This is a genomic window from Candidatus Pelagibacter sp. (assembly GCF_052049995.1).
Classification (GTDB): domain Bacteria; phylum Pseudomonadota; class Alphaproteobacteria; order Pelagibacterales; family Pelagibacteraceae; genus Pelagibacter.
In genome coordinates this window covers 78,603-98,523 of sequence record NZ_JBNGYX010000006.1, presented here as the reverse complement: position 1 = coordinate 98,523, position 19,921 = coordinate 78,603, and the positions used below count along the sequence as shown (strand labels likewise).

24 protein-coding genes are annotated in these 19,921 nt (G+C 28.5%); 12 read left to right on the top strand and 12 right to left on the bottom strand.

Going from position 1 to position 19,921, the window contains the following annotated elements; all coding sequences use genetic code 11:
- Both ACTT9Y_RS05865 and purD read right to left on the bottom strand, forming a co-directional pair.
- Positions 1 to 332, bottom strand: a 332-nt coding sequence (locus ACTT9Y_RS05865) for an RsmD family RNA methyltransferase (RefSeq protein WP_440933439.1), incomplete at its 3' end; no start/stop codon positions are given.
- The gene (purD, locus tag ACTT9Y_RS05860) at positions 332 to 1,594 is read right to left on the bottom strand and encodes a phosphoribosylamine--glycine ligase (protein WP_440933438.1); all 1,263 of its coding nucleotides are present in this window, start codon (positions 1,592 to 1,594) and stop codon (positions 332 to 334) included. The genes purD and ACTT9Y_RS05865, both read right to left, overlap by 1 nt.
- 21 nt (positions 1,595 to 1,615) lie before the next feature.
- On the opposite strand from purD, the gene ACTT9Y_RS05855 reads away from it, so the two are divergent.
- Positions 1,616 to 1,813, top strand: a complete 198-nt coding sequence (locus ACTT9Y_RS05855) for a DUF2093 domain-containing protein (protein ID WP_440933437.1) — start codon at positions 1,616 to 1,618, stop codon at positions 1,811 to 1,813.
- Between the two features lie 2 nt (positions 1,814 to 1,815).
- Here the strand turns inward: ACTT9Y_RS05855 and ACTT9Y_RS05850 are convergent, their stop codons facing one another.
- Genes ACTT9Y_RS05850 through ubiA form a run of 5 tightly spaced genes read right to left on the bottom strand, consistent with a single transcriptional unit; the run spans position 1,816 to position 7,441 of the window.
- Positions 1,816 to 2,676 carry a lysophospholipid acyltransferase family protein gene (locus ACTT9Y_RS05850; RefSeq protein WP_440925694.1) on the bottom strand — a complete coding sequence of 287 codons (861 nt, stop codon included), beginning with the start codon at positions 2,674 to 2,676 and terminating at the stop codon, positions 1,816 to 1,818.
- Positions 2,677 to 2,678: 2 nt separating this feature from the next.
- Positions 2,679 to 3,605, bottom strand: coding sequence for a tetraacyldisaccharide 4'-kinase (lpxK, locus tag ACTT9Y_RS05845; RefSeq protein ID WP_440933436.1), 927 nt, complete (start codon positions 3,603 to 3,605; stop codon positions 2,679 to 2,681).
- Positions 3,586 to 4,836: a 3-deoxy-D-manno-octulosonic acid transferase gene (locus tag ACTT9Y_RS05840; RefSeq protein WP_440933435.1), complete on the bottom strand. Its 1,251-nt coding sequence runs from the start codon at positions 4,834 to 4,836 to the stop codon at positions 3,586 to 3,588. Before ACTT9Y_RS05840 ends, lpxK begins: the two co-directional genes overlap by 20 nt.
- A 2-nt stretch (positions 4,837 to 4,838) precedes the next feature.
- The gene (locus ACTT9Y_RS05835) at positions 4,839 to 6,575 is read right to left on the bottom strand and encodes an ABC transporter ATP-binding protein (RefSeq protein WP_440933434.1); all 1,737 of its coding nucleotides are present in this window, start codon (positions 6,573 to 6,575) and stop codon (positions 4,839 to 4,841) included.
- Positions 6,575 to 7,441 carry a 4-hydroxybenzoate octaprenyltransferase gene (gene ubiA / locus ACTT9Y_RS05830; RefSeq protein ID WP_440933433.1) on the bottom strand — a complete coding sequence of 289 codons (867 nt, stop codon included), beginning with the start codon at positions 7,439 to 7,441 and terminating at the stop codon, positions 6,575 to 6,577. Before ubiA ends, ACTT9Y_RS05835 begins: the two co-directional genes overlap by 1 nt.
- A 49-nt stretch (positions 7,442 to 7,490) precedes the next feature.
- On the opposite strand from ubiA, the gene ACTT9Y_RS05825 reads away from it, so the two are divergent.
- The gene (locus ACTT9Y_RS05825) at positions 7,491 to 7,895 is read left to right on the top strand and encodes a DUF2721 domain-containing protein (protein WP_440933432.1); all 405 of its coding nucleotides are present in this window, start codon (positions 7,491 to 7,493) and stop codon (positions 7,893 to 7,895) included.
- Here the strand turns inward: ACTT9Y_RS05825 and ACTT9Y_RS05820 are convergent.
- The 3 genes from ACTT9Y_RS05820 to ACTT9Y_RS05810 are packed head-to-tail and all read right to left on the bottom strand — an operon-like array spanning position 7,888 to position 10,385.
- Positions 7,888 to 8,862 (bottom strand): quinone oxidoreductase family protein, encoded by a 975-nt coding sequence (locus ACTT9Y_RS05820; RefSeq protein ID WP_440933431.1) that lies wholly within the window; start codon positions 8,860 to 8,862, stop codon positions 7,888 to 7,890. The genes ACTT9Y_RS05825 and ACTT9Y_RS05820 overlap by 8 nt on opposite strands.
- Before the next feature lie 3 nt (positions 8,863 to 8,865).
- On the bottom strand, positions 8,866 to 9,702 hold the full coding sequence (locus tag ACTT9Y_RS05815) for a pirin family protein (RefSeq protein WP_440933430.1): 837 nt from the start codon (positions 9,700 to 9,702) through the stop codon (positions 8,866 to 8,868).
- Positions 9,703 to 9,722: 20 nt separating this feature from the next.
- The gene (locus tag ACTT9Y_RS05810) at positions 9,723 to 10,385 is read right to left on the bottom strand and encodes a haloacid dehalogenase type II (protein WP_440933429.1); all 663 of its coding nucleotides are present in this window, start codon (positions 10,383 to 10,385) and stop codon (positions 9,723 to 9,725) included.
- Between the two features lie 16 nt (positions 10,386 to 10,401).
- Here ACTT9Y_RS05810 and ACTT9Y_RS05805 point away from each other — a divergent pair, with 16 nt between their 5' ends.
- From ACTT9Y_RS05805 to ACTT9Y_RS05760, 10 genes are all read left to right on the top strand, one after another.
- Positions 10,402 to 11,100 carry an RsmE family RNA methyltransferase gene (locus ACTT9Y_RS05805; RefSeq protein ID WP_440933428.1) on the top strand — a complete coding sequence of 233 codons (699 nt, stop codon included), beginning with the start codon at positions 10,402 to 10,404 and terminating at the stop codon, positions 11,098 to 11,100.
- A 61-nt stretch (positions 11,101 to 11,161) separates the two neighbouring features.
- Positions 11,162 to 11,977 (top strand): cytochrome c oxidase subunit II, encoded by an 816-nt coding sequence (coxB, locus tag ACTT9Y_RS05800; RefSeq protein WP_440933427.1) that lies wholly within the window; start codon positions 11,162 to 11,164, stop codon positions 11,975 to 11,977.
- A 1-nt stretch (position 11,978) separates the two neighbouring features.
- Positions 11,979 to 13,613, top strand: a complete 1,635-nt coding sequence (ctaD, locus tag ACTT9Y_RS05795) for a cytochrome c oxidase subunit I (RefSeq protein ID WP_271560297.1) — start codon at positions 11,979 to 11,981, stop codon at positions 13,611 to 13,613.
- Positions 13,614 to 13,645: 32 nt separating this feature from the next.
- Positions 13,646 to 14,557: a heme o synthase gene (gene cyoE, locus ACTT9Y_RS05790; protein ID WP_440933426.1), complete on the top strand. Its 912-nt coding sequence runs from the start codon at positions 13,646 to 13,648 to the stop codon at positions 14,555 to 14,557.
- Entirely contained in the window at positions 14,554 to 14,679 is a 126-nt protein-coding gene (locus tag ACTT9Y_RS05785) for a serine protease (RefSeq protein ID WP_440925682.1), read from the top strand. The genes cyoE and ACTT9Y_RS05785 overlap by 4 nt, the downstream gene beginning before the upstream one ends.
- Positions 14,676 to 15,209, top strand: coding sequence for a cytochrome c oxidase assembly protein (locus tag ACTT9Y_RS05780; protein ID WP_440933425.1), 534 nt, complete (start codon positions 14,676 to 14,678; stop codon positions 15,207 to 15,209). The genes ACTT9Y_RS05785 and ACTT9Y_RS05780 overlap by 4 nt, the downstream gene beginning before the upstream one ends.
- A gap of 9 nt (positions 15,210 to 15,218) precedes the next feature.
- Positions 15,219 to 16,007 (top strand): cytochrome c oxidase subunit 3, encoded by a 789-nt coding sequence (locus ACTT9Y_RS05775; RefSeq protein WP_023854769.1) that lies wholly within the window; start codon positions 15,219 to 15,221, stop codon positions 16,005 to 16,007.
- Positions 16,008 to 16,016: 9 nt separating this feature from the next.
- Positions 16,017 to 16,670 (top strand): SURF1 family protein, encoded by a 654-nt coding sequence (locus ACTT9Y_RS05770; protein ID WP_075484929.1) that lies wholly within the window; start codon positions 16,017 to 16,019, stop codon positions 16,668 to 16,670.
- Positions 16,671 to 18,053, top strand: coding sequence for a threonine synthase (thrC, locus tag ACTT9Y_RS05765; RefSeq protein ID WP_440933424.1), 1,383 nt, complete (start codon positions 16,671 to 16,673; stop codon positions 18,051 to 18,053).
- Entirely contained in the window at positions 18,050 to 18,538 is a 489-nt protein-coding gene (locus tag ACTT9Y_RS05760) for a redoxin family protein (RefSeq protein ID WP_440933423.1), read from the top strand. The genes thrC and ACTT9Y_RS05760 overlap by 4 nt, the downstream gene beginning before the upstream one ends.
- Here the strand turns inward: ACTT9Y_RS05760 and rnhA are convergent.
- Positions 18,530 to 18,955: a ribonuclease HI gene (gene rnhA, locus ACTT9Y_RS05755; RefSeq protein WP_440933422.1), complete on the bottom strand. Its 426-nt coding sequence runs from the start codon at positions 18,953 to 18,955 to the stop codon at positions 18,530 to 18,532. The genes ACTT9Y_RS05760 and rnhA overlap by 9 nt on opposite strands.
- Entirely contained in the window at positions 18,955 to 19,920 is a 966-nt protein-coding gene (locus tag ACTT9Y_RS05750; protein WP_440933421.1) for a homoserine kinase, read from the bottom strand. Before ACTT9Y_RS05750 ends, rnhA begins: the two co-directional genes overlap by 1 nt.
- Between the last annotated feature and the right edge of the window lies 1 nt (position 19,921).

The following is a 19,921-nucleotide window of genomic DNA, read 5'->3' as shown; positions in this document are numbered from 1 at the left end:
ATATCATCTTTATAAATATCTTTTTTAATTATTTTATAATTATTGATTGACTTTAAGTTGGATAGATTTTTTTCTAAAATTGGTAAAACTTCTATATAATTTTCTATAAAAAACACTTCTTTTACTCCTCTTGATAAGCATTCTAGACCAAAAGACCCAACTCCAGAAAATAAATCTAAAATAATAGAATTATTAAAATCAATTTTAAATTTATTTGAGTGGTTAATGATATTAAAAATAGATTCTTTTGCTAAATCCTTTAGAGGTCGTGTCTTTTTATCTTTTGGTTCTGAAATTTTTTTTCCTTTAAAAGAGCCAGATATTATTCTCATTATTCAATAACTTTATAACCTATATCTTTCCTAAAAAAACCACCATTCCAGTTTAATTTTTCTAAATTTTCCTCTACATTTTTTTTAGCTATTTTGAAATCATTTGAAAGACTAACAAAATTTAAAACCCTTCCTCCAACTGCTAAAATTTTTTCATTTTTTTTTATAGTACCCGCATGAAACATATAGTTATCTAAATTAAGTTTAATATTATTTAAGTTATTAATTTGAATATTTTTTTTAAATTCATCGGGATAACCATTCGAGCACAAAACAACACATAAACTTTTTGCATTTTTCCATTCAATATTAATTTCTTTAAGCTCTTTTTCACAACAGGCTAAAAATATATCAATAAGATCTGTTTTTAATCTTGGAATTATAGTTTGACATTCAGGATCACCCATTCTCACATTATACTCAATTAAATAAGGTTCATTATCTACAATCATTAATCCTGTGTATAAAAAACCCTTATACTCAAATCCCATTTCTGATAAACCTTTTAGGGTAGGATTAATTATTTTATTTATAATTTTTTTCTCTAGTTCATTATTAATTAACCTTGAGGGAGAGTAGGCGCCCATACCTCCAGTATTCTTCCCTTTATCGCCTTCTAAAACTCTTTTATGATCTTGTGCAGTTTCAAATGTTTTAAATGAGACACCATCATGAATAGTAAAAAAACTCATTTCCTCACCTTGTAGAAACTCTTCTATTAAAATATTTTTAGCTATACCAAACTTTCCATTAAAAATTTCATCTATTGCTGTTTCTGCTTCTTCTTTACTATGACAAATATAAACACCTTTTCCAGAAGCTAGATTATCTGCTTTAACAACTATCGGAAAATTGGAATTATTAACAAAATTTTTTGCTTTGCTACTATCTTCAAAAATTCCAAACTTAGCAGTTGGAATTTTATATTTTTTACAAAGTTCTTTAGTAAAAATTTTTGATCCTTCAAGTTGAGAGGAAAATTTATTTGGTCCAAAGACTTTTATTTGAAATTTTTCTAAATAATCCACCAAACCATCAACTAACGGTTTCTCTGGACCTACAATTATTAATTCAATTTTATTTTCAAAAATAAAGTTTTTTAAATTTTCAAATTTCTCAAGATCAATTTTAACGTTTTCTGCAATTTGCTGAGTTCCAGCATTTCCTGGGAAACAGAATATTTTATTAATTTTATTGGAATTCTTTAAACTTTGACATATTGCATGCTCTCTTCCACCACTTCCTATTATTCCAACTTTCATATAAAACTGTATAAACTAAAAATGAAAAAAAAATTAGCAAAAATAAAATATTTACCAAATAATTTTCAAATTATTGAACAAGGGGATTATGTTGAATGTGCTGTCTCTGGAAAGAGAATTGATCTAGAAAATTTAACCTATTGGAATGTAGAATTACAAGAACCATATTTCTCATATAGGGAAGCGGATAAAAAAAGAGCAGACTCAAACAAAAAATAAACCTATTTCCATCTATTGTGCGACCATATCCAATTCTCTGGCTTACTTAAAATAAACTTTTCAAGAATTTGATTTAAATTGTCAGTTATTTGTTGTTGGGTTAAGTTTTGGGGAAAGGAAAGAGGTTGATTTATAGTAATTTTAAATTTTAACCCATTAATCCTTTCAATATAAACAGGGACTATTGGTATATTGAATTTTTTAACTAACTGAGCTGGTATAGTGGTGGTAAGGGCTTTTTCATTAAATAAAGGCGACAAGATACCTTCTGATACTCTCTGATCAATCATTAGGGCAGTAGAATAATTTTTTTTTTTTAATTTAATTAATTTTTTTAATCCAGCTAAACCTTTTTTAATTTGATTTTTACAAATATATTTTTTTCTAATACTTTCCATTATTCCATTTAAAAATATATTATTTAAAGGGCGATAAATAGCAGATAAGTTTATACCTGATTTTTCTATAAACATTGCCATAAGTTCAAAATTACTCAAATGACCAGAAATAAAAATTACTTGTTTGTTGTTTTCTTTAATATCATTTAAAATTTCTTTACCTTCAATTTGTACTTCAGAAGCTAATTTTCCGTATCTAAAATCTTTGAGAAAAATATACTCTGCAAAAATTCTTCCATAATTATTCCACATCGAGTTTTCAATATTCTTTAAATTATTTTCATCAATTTCGGGCAAAGCTCTTTTTATATTATTACGAATTACTTTTTTTGATCTAAAAAAAGGACCAATTATTTCGAATATTTTTCCACTCACGTCAGAAGATTTTTTAGGTCCAATAATTTTAAAAAAAATAAAGAAAAAAATTGAGAATAAAAATTCAAAAAAATATTTAATATATTTCATAATTAATTAATAAATTTAATTAGTTTCTCCTCATCAATTATTTTTAATTCTGATTTTATAAATTTTATTTTACTATCATTTTTTTCATTTAATCTTAAAAAATCCTTTTCAGTTGTAATTATTTTGCAATTTAATAATTCTGCTTCTGAAATGATTTTATTTAAATCATTTCGATTGTATTGATAATGGTCAGAAAATTCTAAATCTTTTTTTATTTTAAATCCATGTTCTTTAAGCATCGCAACAAAAGTTGAATGATTGCCAATTCCAGAAAATACCAAATAATCGTTTTCTTTTTTGAATTCATTTAGATTTGTAATCTCATATTTTCCTAAATGAATGTTTATTTTAGAATTAATTTTAAGTATTTGTGTTTTTATTTCATCCAAATTTTCTAAATTGCCATTTAAAAATACGTGATCATAATTTTTCAAATTTCCTATATCTTCTCTCAATGGTCCAGCGGGAATTGTCATTCCATTTCCGATCCAGTTAATATTATTAAAACATATAAAACTTAAATCATATGTAATTGATTTGTCTTGAATTCCATCATCAAGAATTGCTACTTCATAATTTTCATCAATGGCACTTTGTATTGCTTCCCTTCTAGTCAATGATAGAAACAGCTTGCCATTATTCTCTAAAAGTTTTTGCTCGTCTGCCTGATTTTTATAAAACTTTTTTATAAAACAAGATTTGATTTTTTTTTTTTTTAAGATTTTGTTTATTTTAATACACAATGAAGTTTTACCTGTCCCACCAATATAAAAATTTCCTATACAAATAGTTTTGATATTCATTTTTTTATTATCTGGTTTTTTTTTAAAATAGCTAAAAATTTTGATTATTAATGCTATTGGAAGTAATAAATATGCAAATAAATTTGGTGTTTTTTGATCCCAAAAATTAGGTTTTTTTATATTCATTATTAATTAGATTATCTAATTCGTTTATAGTTTTCTTTAAGATTTTTTTTCCAATTTGTTTTATTTTTTTACCTGAATTTTTATTTTTCTTAAAAATAATTGATGATGCAAGTTGTAATGGTGTGTTTATTTTCTTAGAAATATTTAATAACTTTAAATGTTTATATACATCTTTAAAATTATCAGTATTTGGACCATGTAAGATTTTAGCCCCAAATCTTGTAGCTTCTAAAGGATTTTGACCACCTCTCTTTATTATTGAACCACCCAAAAAAACAGTATTTCCAATTTGATGGAATTTTTTTGTTTCTCCAAATGTATCAACTAAATAAATATCTACATTTTTTAAGTTTTTTGGTTTTGAGCTATGCAAAGCAATTTTTAAGTTTAAATTTTTAATTTGATTTGTTATTTCATTTGCTCGATGAATATGTCTTGGAATTATTATTGTTAATAAATTAGTAATTTTCTTTTTTAGTTTCAAATGTGCTTTTGCACAAAAAATTTCTTCAGTTTTATGTGTACTTGATGCAACCCATATTTTTTTTTTATCTAACTCAGATTTTAGCTTTTTACTTATATTGTTTAAGTTTTCATCAGAATTTTCTGAAAATTTTAAATTTCCAATTGTAATAATATTTCTTACATCAAGTTCTTTTAGATATAAGTTTGTTTCTTTGTTTTGAGGATAAGCTACAGTTATCTTATTAAAAACTGATTTTGCAAAAGATTTAATTTTTATCCATCTGCTAAAAGTCTTTTTTGTTAGTCTCGCGTTTAATAGTATAATTGGAATATTTTTATATTTTAATTTTTGAAACATCATAGGCCAAATTTCAGAGTCTACAAATATACCTAAACTTGGTTTCCAATAATTAATAAATTTATTATTAAAAATAAAATGGTCAATAGGGTAAAATTGATGAACTGTTTTTTTAAAATTAAATTTTTTAATTACTTTTAATGAACTAAGTGTACTAGATGTAACAAGTATTTGTTTAATTGATTTGTCTTTTTCGTAGTGTTTAATTATAGGAATAATACTTAAAACTTCTCCAACACTAGCTCCATGAAACCATATTAATTTTCCATTAACTCTTCTTTTGGAGTTAAAACTAAATTTTTCTTTAAGACTTTTTATATTTTCTTTTTTTCTTAATATTCTAATTAAAAGAATGATTGGTGAAGTTAATAAAAGTACTGAAATAATTAATTGATATATAAATAACATACTTATTTTTGTATCTGTTTTTCATAAAATTTCTTATATAATGCAGATTTTGCTATTAGTTGGTCATGTTGACCACTATCAACTACATTACCAGAATCAATTACATAAATATTATTTGAATTTAAAATTGTAGACAGACGATGTGCAATAACAATCGTAGTTTTGTCTTTTGTTAAAATTTTCAAAGCTTCTTGAATTTTAGATTCTGTTTCAGAATCTAATGATGAAGTTGCCTCATCTAATAAAATTATAGAACTTTTTTTTAACATTGCTCTAGCTATTGACAATCTTTGCTTTTCACCACCTGATAATCTCACTCCATTTTCTCCAATTAATGTCTCAAATTTATTTGGAAGTTTATTAATAAACTCTTCACAAAAAGATAGTTTTGCTACTTTATAAACTTCTTCATCGTCAGCATCTTCTCTGGCATATTTAATATTATTTTTAATGGTATCATCAAAGAGAGTAGTTTCTTGGCTTACCATAGAAATTTCTTTTCTAATTGATCTTATAGTACTTTTGTAAATAGATTGATCATCAATCATTATTACACCTGATTGAATGTCATAAAATCTCGGTATTAAATTTAGAATAGTAGATTTTCCTGATCCGCTATGACCAACTAGTGATGTCATTTTTCCACCTTTGAACTCAAGATTCACAGAGTTTAATGTAGAGCCTTCTTTTACTTCATAGGAAAAATTTACATCTTTAAAAGTAATTTCAGAATTTTTAATTTTTAATGGTTTGGCTTCTTGATTGTCTTTAATTTCATTTTCTTGATCAATAATTGGTAGGATCCGCGAAGCTGCTGACAAACCTTGTTTTAATATCATGTTAAGGGTCGATAATGCTCGAACAGGCTGGTAGGCCAACATCATTGCTGCTAAAAATGAAAAAAAATTGTTTATATTTAATTCGCCTTTAGCCATTAATTTTCCAGAATAAAAAATCAAGACAGCTATCATTATACCAGTTAATGTCTCCATTATTGGAGACATTCGAACAAAAACAGTTTGAATTTTTTGATTTTTTTCTTTTAATTGCTTAAGATATTTATCAGCTTTACTTTTTTCAAAATCTTCTTTTTGAAAAATTTTAATTAATTTGTGATTTTTAAATAATTCAACTAAATAAGTAGTTAAATATCCAGATTTTTCTTGAGCCTCAGTTGTGACTTTACTTATTCTTTTTCCAAGAGTTTTTGAAGCAATACTTGCTAAAGGAATCATGATAATTGAAATAAGAGCAAGCCTCCAATTTTGTAAAAACATCACTGCTAGTAAACCTATGAGAGTAAGAGAATCTTTAAATAGTGTTAAAATTGCATTACTTAATAAATTTGTAATATGTGTTACGTCATAAGTGAGGTTTGATATAAATTTCCCAGAATGTTTTTTGTCAATTATTTGGGTATCTGTTGATATTAAAGTATTTACCATGTCATACTGCAGTTTTTTTTTTACAGACTCTCCCACAGCAATCATTGTTGCTTTGGCTAAGTATAAAGATATTCCTTTTACTGAAAATGCCAAAATAATCATCAATGGAATAAAAATTATTAATGTCTGATCTTTTTCAATAAAAAGTTTTTTGATTGCTGGATCTAGTAGCCATGCAATTGCAGAGGTACTTGCTGCAACCAATATAGAAAAAAGGGCAGATAAAAAAATTTTATTCAAGTATTGTTTTGAATAATCTTTATACAACCTTTTATAAATTTCAGATTTATTCATCATAAATTTTTAACAATTAAAATGTTCATCAAAATAATTAAGCCAAATAAATTGTTACTTTTAAATGCGATCAAACAACTTGAAGGACTCTTTAAATCAAAAATTTTTACTTGATAAAAAAATAAATGAAATATTGGAATTATTAACAAAACAAAGTAACTATAATGAAAATTCATATAGTATCCTCCAGCTATAAACAGAATTGTTAAAATAGAGTAACATGTAAACAGAAATTTTTTTGCAGTACCTTTAAATTTAATCGAGGTTGATTTTAATCCAATTATTTCATCATCTTTAATATCTTGATATCCATAAATTGTGTCATAGCCCAGTGTCCAAAATATGGCTCCAACATAGAAAATTATAGGTATCACATCAATTTGACCCTTTATTGCGGACCATCCTAGAATTAATCCATAGTTAAAAGTAATTCCCAAAAATAGTTGAGGCCAATATGTAAATCTTTTCATCAGCGGGTATGTAAATGCCAAGGGCATCGAGCCCAATGCAAGAATAATTGTAAATAAATTAAAATTTATAAGAACTAAAAAAGCTAATAAGCATAAAACCAATGCATAAAACATTCCTAGTTTTATTGATACTTTTCCTGACGCAATTGGACGATTTTTAGTTCGAAATACTTTTGCATCAAATTCTTTATCCAAAATATCATTAACAATGCATCCAGCTGATCGCATTAAAACAGATCCTAAAAAGAATAAAATTAAATAAAAAAAATAATTATTTAGATCTGAGGAAAAATCATAAGCTAATGTTAAACCCCAAGCACATGGCCAAAATAAAAGCATGAAACCAATTGGTTTTTTTAATCTCGTAAGTTCTATAAATAACTTTATTTGGTTCATAATTTACTTGTAAATAACAAAGGGTAGATTCATAATCAAATTGATTCGTATGAATATAGATTACACAGTCACAGCATTAATGTTTCCTGCAATTCCTTTAATGATGGCTGTTTATAGTAATAGATTTCATTCCTTAAGTATTTTAATCAGGCAGCTACATGATGAGCATGTTTATGAAAAGCATATTCCACCAGAATGGAAAAAACAGTTTATCAATCTTAGTGGAAGAATAACTCTTTTAAGATGGACAATTCTTTTTGCTTCGTTTGGATTTCTTTTTAATATGTTAACTGTATTTGCTTTATATTTAGATGAAGTTTTTCTCGCTAGGGCAATTTTTGGATCTTGCTGTTTATCAATGATAATATCAATATTATTTTTTATTAGAGAAATTCAAATTTCAACTAATGCTCTTAAACTTCATATGTCAGATATGGATGTTGATGTTAATTAGGAACTAATACAGCGGGGCCTAAAATTTTTCTTCCTTCAAGATCTTGGTGAGCTTGTATAACGTCTTCTAACTTATATTTTTTGAAAATTTTAATTTTTACTTTGCCAGAGCTAATTTTTTCAAACATTATTTTTGAAGCCTCATCTAATTCTTCTCTAGTTGAAAGGTATTGTTGCATTGATGGTCTTACAAGATAAAGACCTTTAGGTTGAATAACTTTTGGCACATTAATATCTGATAAGGGTCCAGATGCATTTCCAAAAGAAACCATCATTCCTCTAATAGCTAAACATTCAATAGATCCATCTAGTGTATCCTTACCCACACCATCATAAACAACTGGGACACCCTTACCGCCAGTAATCTCTAAAACTTTTTTTGCAAAATTTTCTTTATTATAATTTATAACATGATCATAACCATTTTTTTTTGCTATATTTACTTTTTCATCCGATCCAACTGTGCCTATAAGAGTACATCCTAAACTTTTTGCCCATTGTCCAAAAATTTGACCAACACCACCAGCAGCTGCGTGAAATAAAATTGTTTCACCTGATTTAACTGGATAAGTTTTATGCAAAAGATAAAAAGTTGTTAAACCTTTTGTCATTAATGTTGCAGCTATTTCTAGATCAATACCATCTGGTACTTTAACTAAATTCTTAGTTGGATAGTTTCTGTGTGAACTATACGAACCTAAAGGAATACCTGCATAAGAAATTTTGTCACCAACTTTGAAATCTTTAACGTTCTCTCCAACATCAGTAATAATGCCAGCACCTTCTAAACCTAAACCAATCGGCAGTTTTAAAGGGTATAAACCTGATCTATGGTAAGTATCAATGTAGTTAAGACCAATTGCTTTTTGTTCAATGGTTACTTGATCAAGACCCGGTTTGTCTAAAGATATATCTTTAACTTCTAAAACTTCAGGTCCTCCAGTTTTATTAATTTCTACAGCTTTCATAACTTATTTTACAAACGTACCATTATGATAATCTTGCACTGCTTGCAAGATCTCAGCTTTAGTATTCATCACAAATGGCCCACCTCTTGCTATTTCTTCATTAATTGGCTTACCTGATATTACTAAAAATTTAGCATTTGTTTTTGCTTTCACTTTAAGCCCTTCAGCTTTTGACAGTAATATCAAAGTACTATCCTTAACATCATCATGTTTCTTACTACCAATTTCTATTTCACCATTAATCAAATAAACAAAAGTATTGTGAGTAGATGGTAATTTAAAATTGAACTCTTTATCTTTATTTAGTTCAACATCAAAATAAATTGGCTCAACGTTATGACCTTTTACTGGTCCTTCGGCTTTTTCAAATTTTCCAGCAATTACTTTTACCTGCTTATCATCATCTTTATGAATACTCATTTTATCTGCATCAATATAAATATACTCAGGCTTACTCATCTTTAATTTAGCCGGCATATTAATCCATAATTGAAAACCATGAAGTTTACCTTCTTTCATTGCAGGCATTTCAGAATGAATAATCCCACTTCCTGTTTTCATCCATTGAACATCTCCTGCAGTCATTCTACCTTCACCACCAGTACTATCTTTGTGTTCAAAATCTCCAGCTAACATGTAAGTCACTGTTTCAATTCCTCGATGAGGGTGGGGTGGAAAACCTGCGATATAGTCCTCACTATTTTCCGATCCAAATTCATCAAGCATTAAAAAAGGATCAAAATAATTTGGCTCAACACCAATACTTCTTTTTAATTTAACTCCAGCACCATCAGAAGCTTGAATAGGGTCTATAATTTTAATTACTTCAATATTTTTCATATTTCGTACATAAGATTTTTTTATATTATATCAAGTAACTTACTAAGGTCCTTGATTTGATGCTTTGGTACATAATCTAGATTGTCAAAAGTATTACTATTTCTGTTTACCCAAATAGAATTGAAGCCATAATTTCCACCACCTGATACATCCCAAGTGTTAGCGCTTAAAAAAGCAACTTCATTTTTTTTAATATTATATTTTTTAATTGGTATATCGTAAACTTTAGAGTCTGGTTTATAAACTTCTACCTCCTCAATTGAAAAAATATCATCAAATATATACTCTAAATTATTGCTCTTAACCAATTCATCAAGAAGAGAAGGAGTACCATTTGAAAGAATAGCAAGTTTAAAATCTTTTTCTTTTAATGATTTTAAAACTTTAGGAACCTCTTTAAATGGTGAAAGAATTTTATAAAGATCTAATAACTCATTTTTCATTGAATTGTCTATCTCATAAATTTTCAATGATTTATCTAGACTATCCTCTGTCACTTGCCAAAAATCTTTATGACGTTTCATTATACTTCTTAGCCAAGTATATTCTAATTGTGTTGTTCTCCAATAATTAGCAAAACCTTCCCACTTATCACCGATTTTATCTTTGCATTTTTCAGCAGCTGAGTTGACATCAAATAAGGTGCCATAAGCATCAAAAATTATTGCTTTAATATTTTTCATAAACTAACTTATCAATATGAGTAACATTAGATTATTTTATTCAAAAAGTTTATCTCTTAATTTGACCGACAAACTTGATAAATCTCAATCACATTATGTTTCAAAAGTTATGAGACTTAAAGAAAAAGAAGTTTTCTCTCTCTTTAATAGTAGTGGCGAATGGGAAGCAAAAATCTTAAATATTACAAAAAGCATAATTGAATTTAATGTTACGAAACAATTAAGACAGAAAGAAAATACCAAGGATCTTTGGCTGGCTTTCTCTCCTATTAAATCAAATTATTTTAATTTCATGATCCAAAAAGCAACGGAGCTTGGGGTAACTAAGTTTTTACCAGTAATCTTTGAAAGAACGATTGTTAGAAAGATAAATAAAGAGAGATTGGAAAAAGTAATCATTGAAGCAGCTGAACAGTCAAATAGAATAACAGTTCCATCAATTGAGGATCCTCAAAAATTAAAAAGCTTTTTAAAAAATGATATGGATTTAATATTTACTGATCTCAACACTACTAATACAAAAATTGATATTAAAAAGTTAACTACAAAGACTACTTGCGTAATTATAGGGCCGGAGGGAGATTTTTCTGAGGAGGAGAGGGAAGAGATTCTTGAATTTAAAGGTGTTCAGTCTATTAAAATCAATGAAAACATCTTGAGATCTGAAACGGCTGTAATTTCTGCTCTATCGATCATAAATTACGCCATTAATTGATATTTTGTCGCTAAAAGTAAAAGTGTATTTTTTTAAAAGACACTCTATATAGGTTAAAAAAATGAAAAAATTTTTATATATATTTGTAACATTCTTTATCACTTCAAGCGCATTCGCTAATCAACCAGTCGATTGGCAACTAGGTTTTCAAAAGGCTGCTTCCGAGACAATGAGAGATATAGTTAATTTTCATGATAAATTGTTGTTACCAATTATAATAGCAATCAGTGTTTTTGTTCTATTTTTGATGGTTTATGCTTGTATAAGATTTAGAGCTTCAGCAAATCCAGTTCCATCAAAAAGAACTCATAATGTTGCTGTTGAAGTTTTATGGACTTTAATTCCATGTTTAATTTTGATCGTGATGGCGGTTCCATCATTTAAAATTTTATATAAACAAGATGCAATTCCAAAAGCAGACATAACTGTTAAAGCTATAGGATATCAATGGTACTGGGGATATGAGTATCCAGATGAAAATATTTTCTTCGACTCTTACATGATTGAAACTAAAGACTTAAAAGAAAACGAGCCAAGACTTTTAGCTGTAGACAATGAATTAGTTGTGCCAGTAAATAAAGTTGTAAAGGTAATGATCACTGCTAATGATGTTCTACATGCGTGGGCACTCCCTTCATTTGGAGTAAAACGAGACGCTGTGCCTGGAAGAATAAATGAAACTTGGTTTAAAGCAGAAAAAGTTGGAACCTATTATGGTCAATGTTCTGAACTGTGTGGAATTAAACATGCGTTTATGCCAATTGAAGTTAGAGTTGTTACTGAAGAAGAATATCAAGAGTGGTTGTTAGACGCTAAAGTCAAATTTGCAAAAGAAGTTAATGAAGAAGATCAATTTAAAAAACTAGCGAGTAAATAATATGTATACACAAACTGCATCACACGACGATCATCATACACCAACTGGATGGAAACGTTGGGCTTATTCAACTAACCATAAAGATATTGGAACAATGTATCTGATATTTGCAATTATTGCAGGTGTAATTGGTACTGCATTCTCAGTTTTAATGAGAATGGAATTGATGCATCCAGGTGATGGAATTTTAGGTGGAAACTATCATTTATATAACGTCTTAGTTACTGGTCATGGTTTAATAATGATTTTCTTTATGGTTATGCCAGCAATGATAGGTGGCTTCGGTAATTGGTTTGTTCCAATAATGATTGGTGCACCTGATATGGCTTTTCCTAGAATGAATAATATTTCATTCTGGTTGCTGCCTACATCATTCATATTATTAATAATGTCAATTTTCATGGATGGCCCTCCAGGTCAAACAGGAGTAGGGGGAGGATGGACAATATATCCTCCATTATCATCTACAGCAGGTCAACCAGGTCCAGCAATGGATTTTGCAATTTTAAGTCTACATTTAGCTGGAGCTTCTTCAATTTTAGGTGCGGTAAACTTTATTACTACAATTTTAAACATGAGAACGCCTGGCATGACACTTCATAAAATGCCATTATTTGCTTGGTCAATACTAGTAACTGCTTTCTTATTATTGTTATCACTACCAGTTTTAGCAGGAGCAATAACAATGCTTCTAACAGATAGAAACTTTGGAACAGCTTTCTTTGATGCTCAAACTGGTGGAGACCCAGTTTTATTCCAACATTTATTTTGGTTCTTTGGTCACCCGGAAGTTTATATTTTAATTTTACCTGGTTTTGGAATGATCAGTCATATTGTTTCAACATTTTCCAGAAAACCAGTTTTTGGATACTTAGGAATGGCTTATGCAATGGTTGCAATTGGAATAGTTGGCTTCGTTGTTTGGGCTCACCACATGTATACAGTTGGTTTAAGCACAGATACTAAAGCATACTTTTTAGCTGCAACGATGATCATTGCGGTTCCAACTGGTATAAAAATATTTTCATGGATTGCAACTATGTGGGGTGGTTCGATTTCATTTAAAACTCCGATGGTTTGGGCTTTAGGATTTATATTTTTATTTACTGTTGGTGGAGTCACCGGTGTAGTTCTTGCGAATGCTGGAGTTGATACTGCAATGCACGATACTTACTACGTTGTTGCTCATTTTCATTACGTACTATCCTTAGGAGCTGTATTTGCAATCTTTGCAGGATTTTATTATTGGTTTGGAAAAATGACTGGTTATGAGTATTCAGAGTGGATGGGTCAATTACATTTCTGGTTAACTTTTATCGGAGTGAACTTGGTTTTCTTCCCACAACACTTTTTAGGCCTTGCGGGAATGCCCAGAAGATATGCTGACTATCCAGATGCTTTTGCTGGATGGAATTACATTTCTTCAATTGGTTCTTATATTTCTGTAATTGGATTGGTAGTGTTTTTTATAAACCTCGCCTATGCGTTTTATAAGAAAAAGGCTGCAGCACAAAACCCATGGGGAGAAGGTGCTACAACTTTAGAATGGACTGTACCATCTCCACCTAATTTTCATACTTTTGAAGAATTACCAAAGTTTGAAGATGAAGAGGGTGTTGAAAAATCTACTAGCTAATATAGCAAATAAGATTTTTTAACTTTAAATTAATGATTAAGTCTAAAATAAAAAATAGGAACTTATCTCAAGAAGACGCCTTTAATTTATCTGAATTATTTAAATTAATGAAACCAAGAGTAATGTCTTTGGTTATATTTACATGCGCAGTTGGATTGTTAATGGCTCCAAATATAATTCCAACAAAAGATGCAATTATTGGAATAATTTTAGTTTCAATAGGAGCAGGAGCAGCTGGGGCTTTAAATATGTGGTACGAGTCTGATTTAGATGCTCTTATGACAAGAACTTGTTTGAGACCAATTCCAACAGGTAAGGTAAATAGAAATCAAGCACTAGTATTTGGAATTGCTCTTTCTATTTTTTCTGTAATTGCGCTTGATTATTATTCAAACAGAATATCAGCTACTTTATTACTTTTTACTATTTTGTTTTATGTGTTTGTTTATACAATTTGGTTAAAAAGAAAAACTCCACAAAATATAGTAATAGGAGGAGCCGCAGGAGCATTACCCCCAGTGATTGGTTGGACTATAGCTACTAATTCTTTAACTTTTGAGCCAATTACGTTCTTTTTGATTATATTTTTTTGGACGCCTTCGCATTTTTGGGCTTTAAGTTTGTATAAATCAGATGATTATAAAAAAGCGAACATACCAATGCTTCCACTAACAAATGGCGTTGAGAGTACAAAATTAAATATATTTGTCTATTCTTTAACAATGTTACCGGTAATTGTTTTACCTTATGTTATTGGCTTTGTGGGTATTACTTTTTTAATCCCTTCATTAATTTTGACAATTTATTATAATTATTTATGTTTCGAACTTTATAAATTTAAAAAAAACAAATTTGATGCAAAAAAAGCAAAATCTATTTTTGGATATTCAATTTTGTATTTATTTTTAATTTTTGTTCTTTTTTTAATTGATAAAATTTTATGATAACACCTGACAAAAAAACAAAGAAAAAAAATATTATCACTGCTATAGCAATTTTAGCATTTATGGTATTTTTATTTATTTTTACTTTATACAACGTTGGAGTATTTGATAGACAGATATGATTAAAGGCAAAACATTAACTCCTTTACTTTTAGCTGGGATTTTTATCCTTATGTTAGGATTGTCTTTTGCAGCAGTGCCTTTGTATGATTTATTCTGTAGAGTTACTGGTTTTGGAGGAACAACCCAAGTTTCAAAAGAAGCTCCAAAAATAGTGTTAGATAAGGTTGTAAGTGTCAGGTTTGATACAAATGTGAATAATCTTGATTGGAATTTCAAAGCAAAATCAAACGTTATTGATGTGAAAGTTGGCCAGGTCAACAGAATTGAATTTGAAGTTGAGAATTTAGGAAACGAAACGACTCATGGTGTAGCTAGTTTTAATGTTTCACCAGCAAGTTTTGGCAAATATTACAGTAAATTAGGATGTTTTTGTTTTGAAAAACAAGAGTTGAAGGCAGGAGAGAAGGCAACTTACGTAATGACTTTCTATTTAGACCCTGACCTTGTGAACGATCCAACAACAAAAAATCTACAAGATGTAACTATGTCGTACACTTTTTTCTCGACAGATTACTATAAACAATCATAATCACGAAAAATGTCAGCAGAAAAAAAACACGATTACCACTTAGTTGATCCAAGCCCTTGGCCAATCTATACATCTTTTGCATGCTTAGTATTAGCAATAGGTGCAATTTTTTATATGCATAACGGTATTTCATGGGGCATGTATCTTGGTTTAGCTTTATTAATTTATGGTGCATATATGTGGTTTAGAGATGTAGTAATCGAAGCTGAACATCAAGGTCATCATACTCCTGTTGTTCAAATTCATCACAGATATGGAATGACTTTATTTATTGCTTCAGAGGTAATGTTCTTTGTTGCATGGTTCTGGGCTTACTTTGACATAAGCTTGTTTCCAAATGAATTTGTTGGAAATGTATGGCCACCAAAAGATATTGAAACATTTGATCCTTGGGACATTCCATTAATAAATACTCTAGTTTTATTATTATCAGGAACAACTGTTACTTGGGCTCATCACGCTTTATTAGAAGATGATAGAAAAGGATTTATACAGGGATTAACACTAACTGTTATTCTTGGTTTCTTTTTTACTTTATTGCAAGCATACGAATACCATCACGCTACATTTACTTATTCAGGCCATATCTATGGAGCTGTATTTTATATGGCAACAGGTTTTCATGGTTTTCACGTCATAATTGGAACGATATTTTTAGCAGTATGTTTGTGGAGAGGAAGACTTGGTCATTTTACTAAAGATCATCACTTCGGATTTGAAGCAGCTGCATGGTACTGGCATTTCGTTGACGTAGTGTGGTTATTCTTATTTGCTGCAATTTATATTTGGGGAAGTTAATATTTATCCTTGAAGAATAAATTACTATTTTCAGTTTTCGTTTATTTTATTATTTTAACTCTTCTCTCCCTAGGGTTTTGGCAAATTTATAGATTAAATTGGAAATTAGAGCTAATTGAGCAAATAGAAAATTCTTTGAAAAACGACCCAGTGGAATTATCCAACATTGAAAAAAAAAACTATCTTAGAATTAAAACAAGTGGAGATATTGATTTTGATAAACAAATTTACTTGTACAATTTAAATGATGCAGGGAAACCTGGATTTGAGGTAATTAATCCAATAAAAATTGGTGAAGAAAATTACTTAATGAATAGGGGATGGATACCTTTTGAAAAAAAAGACCTACCTGAAATAAATTTAGTTGATCAAAATCAAATAGTCGGCACTCTTATGCTGCAAACTAAACCAAGCACATTCAAGCCAGAAAATGATATTGAGAAAAATTATTGGTTTACTTTGAATAGAGAAGATGTTTCAAAATTTACTGGAAGAAATTTTTCAGAGTATGTCATTTATTTAAACGGTAATTATAAAATTCCAAAACCAAGAGTGATTACTGCTAAAATTTCAAATAATCATAAGAAGTACGCAATTACTTGGTTTTCTATGGCGATTTCAATCCTTTTAATATATTTATATTTTAGGAAAAAAAATTATTAAATGAGATACGTAAGTACAAGAGACACATCAAAAACCTTTGAATTTAAAGACATTTTTATCAAAGGTCTTGCCGAAGATGGAGGTTTATTTATTCCAGAAACATTAGTGAAATATGGAGAAAATGAAATTAGAGATTTAAAAACACTTAGTTATTCAGAGTTAGCAAAAAAAATTGTTTATCCATTCATTGGTAATTTTATGTCTGAAGCTGAATTGGGTAAAATTATTGATAAATCTTACTCCACATTTAGAAAGGATAATGTTGTAGATTTCATAAAGCTTGGAGACAAAACAATATTAGAATTATTTCATGGTCCGACTTTAGCTTTTAAAGACGTTGCCATGCAACTTTTAGGTAACTTTTACGAATATTACCTAAACAATGAAAATCAAAAAATTAATATTGTTGTTGCCACATCTGGAGATACTGGTGCTGCAGCAATTGATGCAATTAAAGGTAAAAAAAATGTTAATATTTTTGTGCTTCACCCAGATAATCGTGTTTCACCAGTGCAAAGAAAATTGATGACAACAGGTAAATATGAAAATGTATTTAACATAGCTATAAAGGGAAATTTTGATGATTGCCAAAACCTAGTTAAATCTATGTTTGCAGATAAGCAGTTTTCAAATGATATCAAAATGTCAGGGGTGAACTCTATTAATTGGGCAAGGATTATCGCTCAAAGTGTTTATTATTTTTATAGTTATTCATTGGTTGAAAATACAGGTGAACCAACAAATTTTTCAGTACCAACAGGAAATTTTGGAGATGTCTATGCTGGATATTTAGCCAAAAAAATGGGCTTGCCTATAAATAAATTGATTGTTGCAACTAATCAAAACGACATTTTACATAGAGCAATATCAAAAGGTAGTTATGAAGCAGAAAAGGTTTCAGAAACCATTTCTCCTAGTATGGATATTCAAATAGCTAGTAATTTCGAGAGACTTATATTCGATCTTAATAATGAGAATGATAAACAGACTATATTAGATATGAAAAATATTAGAGAAAATGGAAAATATTTAATTGGTGATGATAAATTAAATAAAATTAGAGAAAATTTTTTATCAGCTAGTCTGAGTGAAAATGAGACTTTGGAGGTTATTAAAAAGGTGTATGAAAAATTTTCTGTAGTTTTAGATCCACACACAGCAATTGGATATGGTGCTTACGACAAACATAACTTAAAAGGAAATAATATTGTACTAGCAACTGCACATCCATGTAAATTTCCTGATGCTGTTACCAAAGCTATTAATTTAAAATCTGATTTACCAAAAGAACTTGAGTTTATTTTGAATGAAAAAGAAGAATATGATATAGTTGAAAATAATTTAGAAAAAATTAAAAACTACATCAAAGGTAAAACAAAATGAAAATTAAAGAGGGGGAACGGCTTCCAAATTCAGAATTTTATTATTTAGACTCAAGTGGAGCAGCAAAAAAAATAACTACAGCAGAAGTTTTTAAAAATCATAAAACAATTGTGATTGGTGTTCCTGGAGCATTTACAAAAGTTTGTTCCGCAAAACATCTTCCAGGGTATGTTAATAATTACGAGGAAGCAAAGAATAAAGGGGTTACAAAAATTATTTGTGTTTCAGTTAATGATCCAAATGTGATGAAAGCATGGGGTGATAGTCAAAAAGTTGAAGATAAAATATTTATGGCCGCAGACCCATATTGTGAATTTACCAAATCAATTGGAGCAGAAATAGATAGACACGATCGGGGTCAGGGAATGAGGTCAGCAAGATATACAATGTTAATTGACGACAATGTTGTAAAGAAAATACAAGCAGAAGAAGATACTGCCGCTTGTGAAATTTCAGCAGCTCAAAATTTTTTAAAATTAATCTAAATCTGCTGCTTTTTTAGCTAGATAGTCCACCTCTTCATTTAAAGGGTTTCCATCATGAGCCTTAACCCAATTCCATTGAATATTAAGCGATTTATTTAAATTATATAGATCAATCCATAAATCTTTATTTTTAACATCTTCTTTTTTTGAGGTTTTCCAATTATTAGCTAACCAAGTATTAATCCATTCAGTTATTCCATTTTTTACATATTGAGAGTCCGTATATATTTTTATTTCAATACCAGGCTTCATATCTTTCAATGCATTAATTGGGGCTAACAACTCCATTCTATTATTTGTTGTATTTTTTTCGTTACCACTAATTTTTTTTATTTCATTTCCATCATTTATAATTGCAGCCCATCCACCATTACCTGGATTTGTTAAACAAGAACCGTCTGTATAAATTGTAATCATTAATTTAAATAATCTTTAAATGAACTTAAATTATTGTGAGAAAGTAATTTTTGATAATATTCATTAGGGTCTTTAATTTTAATCAATGCTGTTTTTGGTGTATTTGAGTAGTCATACAATCTTGTTAATAAATATCTTAATGCTGCACCTCTACACAAAATATTTATAGATTTTTTTTCTTTCATTGAAATTTTTTTAACACTTTCATACCCTTTGATTAAATTTTTAATTTTTTTCTTATTTAAATGGAATTTTTTCTTTTTATAATCAAAACAAAGAGCATTGATGCATATAGCAATTTCATACATAAAATAATCATTAGCAGCAAAGTAGAAATCAATAATTCCAGAAAGTTTATTTTTTTTGAAGAAGATATTATCTATAAATAAGTCACCATGGATAATACCTTTGGGCAATTTTTTAGGCCAATATCTATTAATATGTTTTAGGTTATTGTTTAAGAATACTTTTAAATTTGAAAACTTTTTTGACTTAAATTTAATACTTTCCAACAAAGGTTTTAAATTCTTAATACTCATCGAATTTTTTCTATTAAGCTTCATTGTATTTGTGGCCACATGCATTCGAGCAATTGTTTTACCAACTGTATAACAATCATTTATATTTAATATTTTTTTATCTTTACCTTCTAAGAATGATACAATACATGCAGTTTTATTTTTTAATTTAATAAGATACTTATTATTTTTAGTTTTCAGAGGCTTAGGACAATTTATTTTTGAATTATTTAAATTATCCATCAATTTCATAAAAAAAGGTATTTCTTTTTGTAAAACTCTTTTTTCAAATATAGTTAAAATGTATTTTTTCTTTTTTGATTTAAGAAGATAGTTTGTGTTCTCTATTCCTTGTTTGATACCTTTAAAACTTATTACTTTATCAATATTAAAATTTTTATTTATAATATTAATTTCTTTTTGATTTATTTTTGTATAGACCGCCATT

What these genes read in the sequence shown, in the direction of transcription:
- ACTT9Y_RS05840 (WP_440933435.1), bottom strand. Translation starts at nt 4,836, where the DNA reads ATGTTATTTATATATCAATTAATTATTTCAGTACTTTTATTAACTTCA.
- ACTT9Y_RS05855 (WP_440933437.1), top strand. Translation starts at nt 1,616, where the DNA reads ATGAAAAAAAAATTAGCAAAAATAAAATATTTACCAAATAATTTTCAA.
- ubiA (WP_440933433.1), bottom strand. Translation starts at nt 7,441, where the DNA reads ATGAACCAAATAAAGTTATTTATAGAACTTACGAGATTAAAAAAACCA.
- ACTT9Y_RS05760 (WP_440933423.1), top strand. Translation starts at nt 18,050, where the DNA reads ATGAAAATTAAAGAGGGGGAACGGCTTCCAAATTCAGAATTTTATTAT.
- ACTT9Y_RS05750 (WP_440933421.1), bottom strand. Translation starts at nt 19,920, where the DNA reads ATGGCGGTCTATACAAAAATAAATCAAAAAGAAATTAATATTATAAAT.
- ACTT9Y_RS05820 (WP_440933431.1), bottom strand. Translation starts at nt 8,862, where the DNA reads ATGAAAGCTGTAGAAATTAATAAAACTGGAGGACCTGAAGTTTTAGAA.
- ACTT9Y_RS05815 (WP_440933430.1), bottom strand. Translation starts at nt 9,702, where the DNA reads ATGAAAAATATTGAAGTAATTAAAATTATAGACCCTATTCAAGCTTCT.
- rnhA (WP_440933422.1), bottom strand. Translation starts at nt 18,955, where the DNA reads ATGATTACAATTTATACAGACGGTTCTTGTTTAACAAATCCAGGTAAT.
- ACTT9Y_RS05780 (WP_440933425.1), top strand. Translation starts at nt 14,676, where the DNA reads ATGATTAAAGGCAAAACATTAACTCCTTTACTTTTAGCTGGGATTTTT.
- cyoE (WP_440933426.1), top strand. Translation starts at nt 13,646, where the DNA reads ATGATTAAGTCTAAAATAAAAAATAGGAACTTATCTCAAGAAGACGCC.
- lpxK (WP_440933436.1), bottom strand. Translation starts at nt 3,605, where the DNA reads ATGAATATAAAAAAACCTAATTTTTGGGATCAAAAAACACCAAATTTA.
- ACTT9Y_RS05805 (WP_440933428.1), top strand. Translation starts at nt 10,402, where the DNA reads ATGAGTAACATTAGATTATTTTATTCAAAAAGTTTATCTCTTAATTTG.
- ACTT9Y_RS05810 (WP_440933429.1), bottom strand. Translation starts at nt 10,385, where the DNA reads ATGAAAAATATTAAAGCAATAATTTTTGATGCTTATGGCACCTTATTT.
- ACTT9Y_RS05775 (WP_023854769.1), top strand. Translation starts at nt 15,219, where the DNA reads ATGTCAGCAGAAAAAAAACACGATTACCACTTAGTTGATCCAAGCCCT.
- ACTT9Y_RS05850 (WP_440925694.1), bottom strand. Translation starts at nt 2,676, where the DNA reads ATGAAATATATTAAATATTTTTTTGAATTTTTATTCTCAATTTTTTTC.
- ACTT9Y_RS05835 (WP_440933434.1), bottom strand. Translation starts at nt 6,575, where the DNA reads ATGAATAAATCTGAAATTTATAAAAGGTTGTATAAAGATTATTCAAAA.
- coxB (WP_440933427.1), top strand. Translation starts at nt 11,162, where the DNA reads ATGAAAAAATTTTTATATATATTTGTAACATTCTTTATCACTTCAAGC.
- thrC (WP_440933424.1), top strand. Translation starts at nt 16,671, where the DNA reads ATGAGATACGTAAGTACAAGAGACACATCAAAAACCTTTGAATTTAAA.
- ACTT9Y_RS05825 (WP_440933432.1), top strand. Translation starts at nt 7,491, where the DNA reads ATGAATATAGATTACACAGTCACAGCATTAATGTTTCCTGCAATTCCT.
- ctaD (WP_271560297.1), top strand. Translation starts at nt 11,979, where the DNA reads ATGTATACACAAACTGCATCACACGACGATCATCATACACCAACTGGA.
- purD (WP_440933438.1), bottom strand. Translation starts at nt 1,594, where the DNA reads ATGAAAGTTGGAATAATAGGAAGTGGTGGAAGAGAGCATGCAATATGT.
- ACTT9Y_RS05785 (WP_440925682.1), top strand. Translation starts at nt 14,554, where the DNA reads ATGATAACACCTGACAAAAAAACAAAGAAAAAAAATATTATCACTGCT.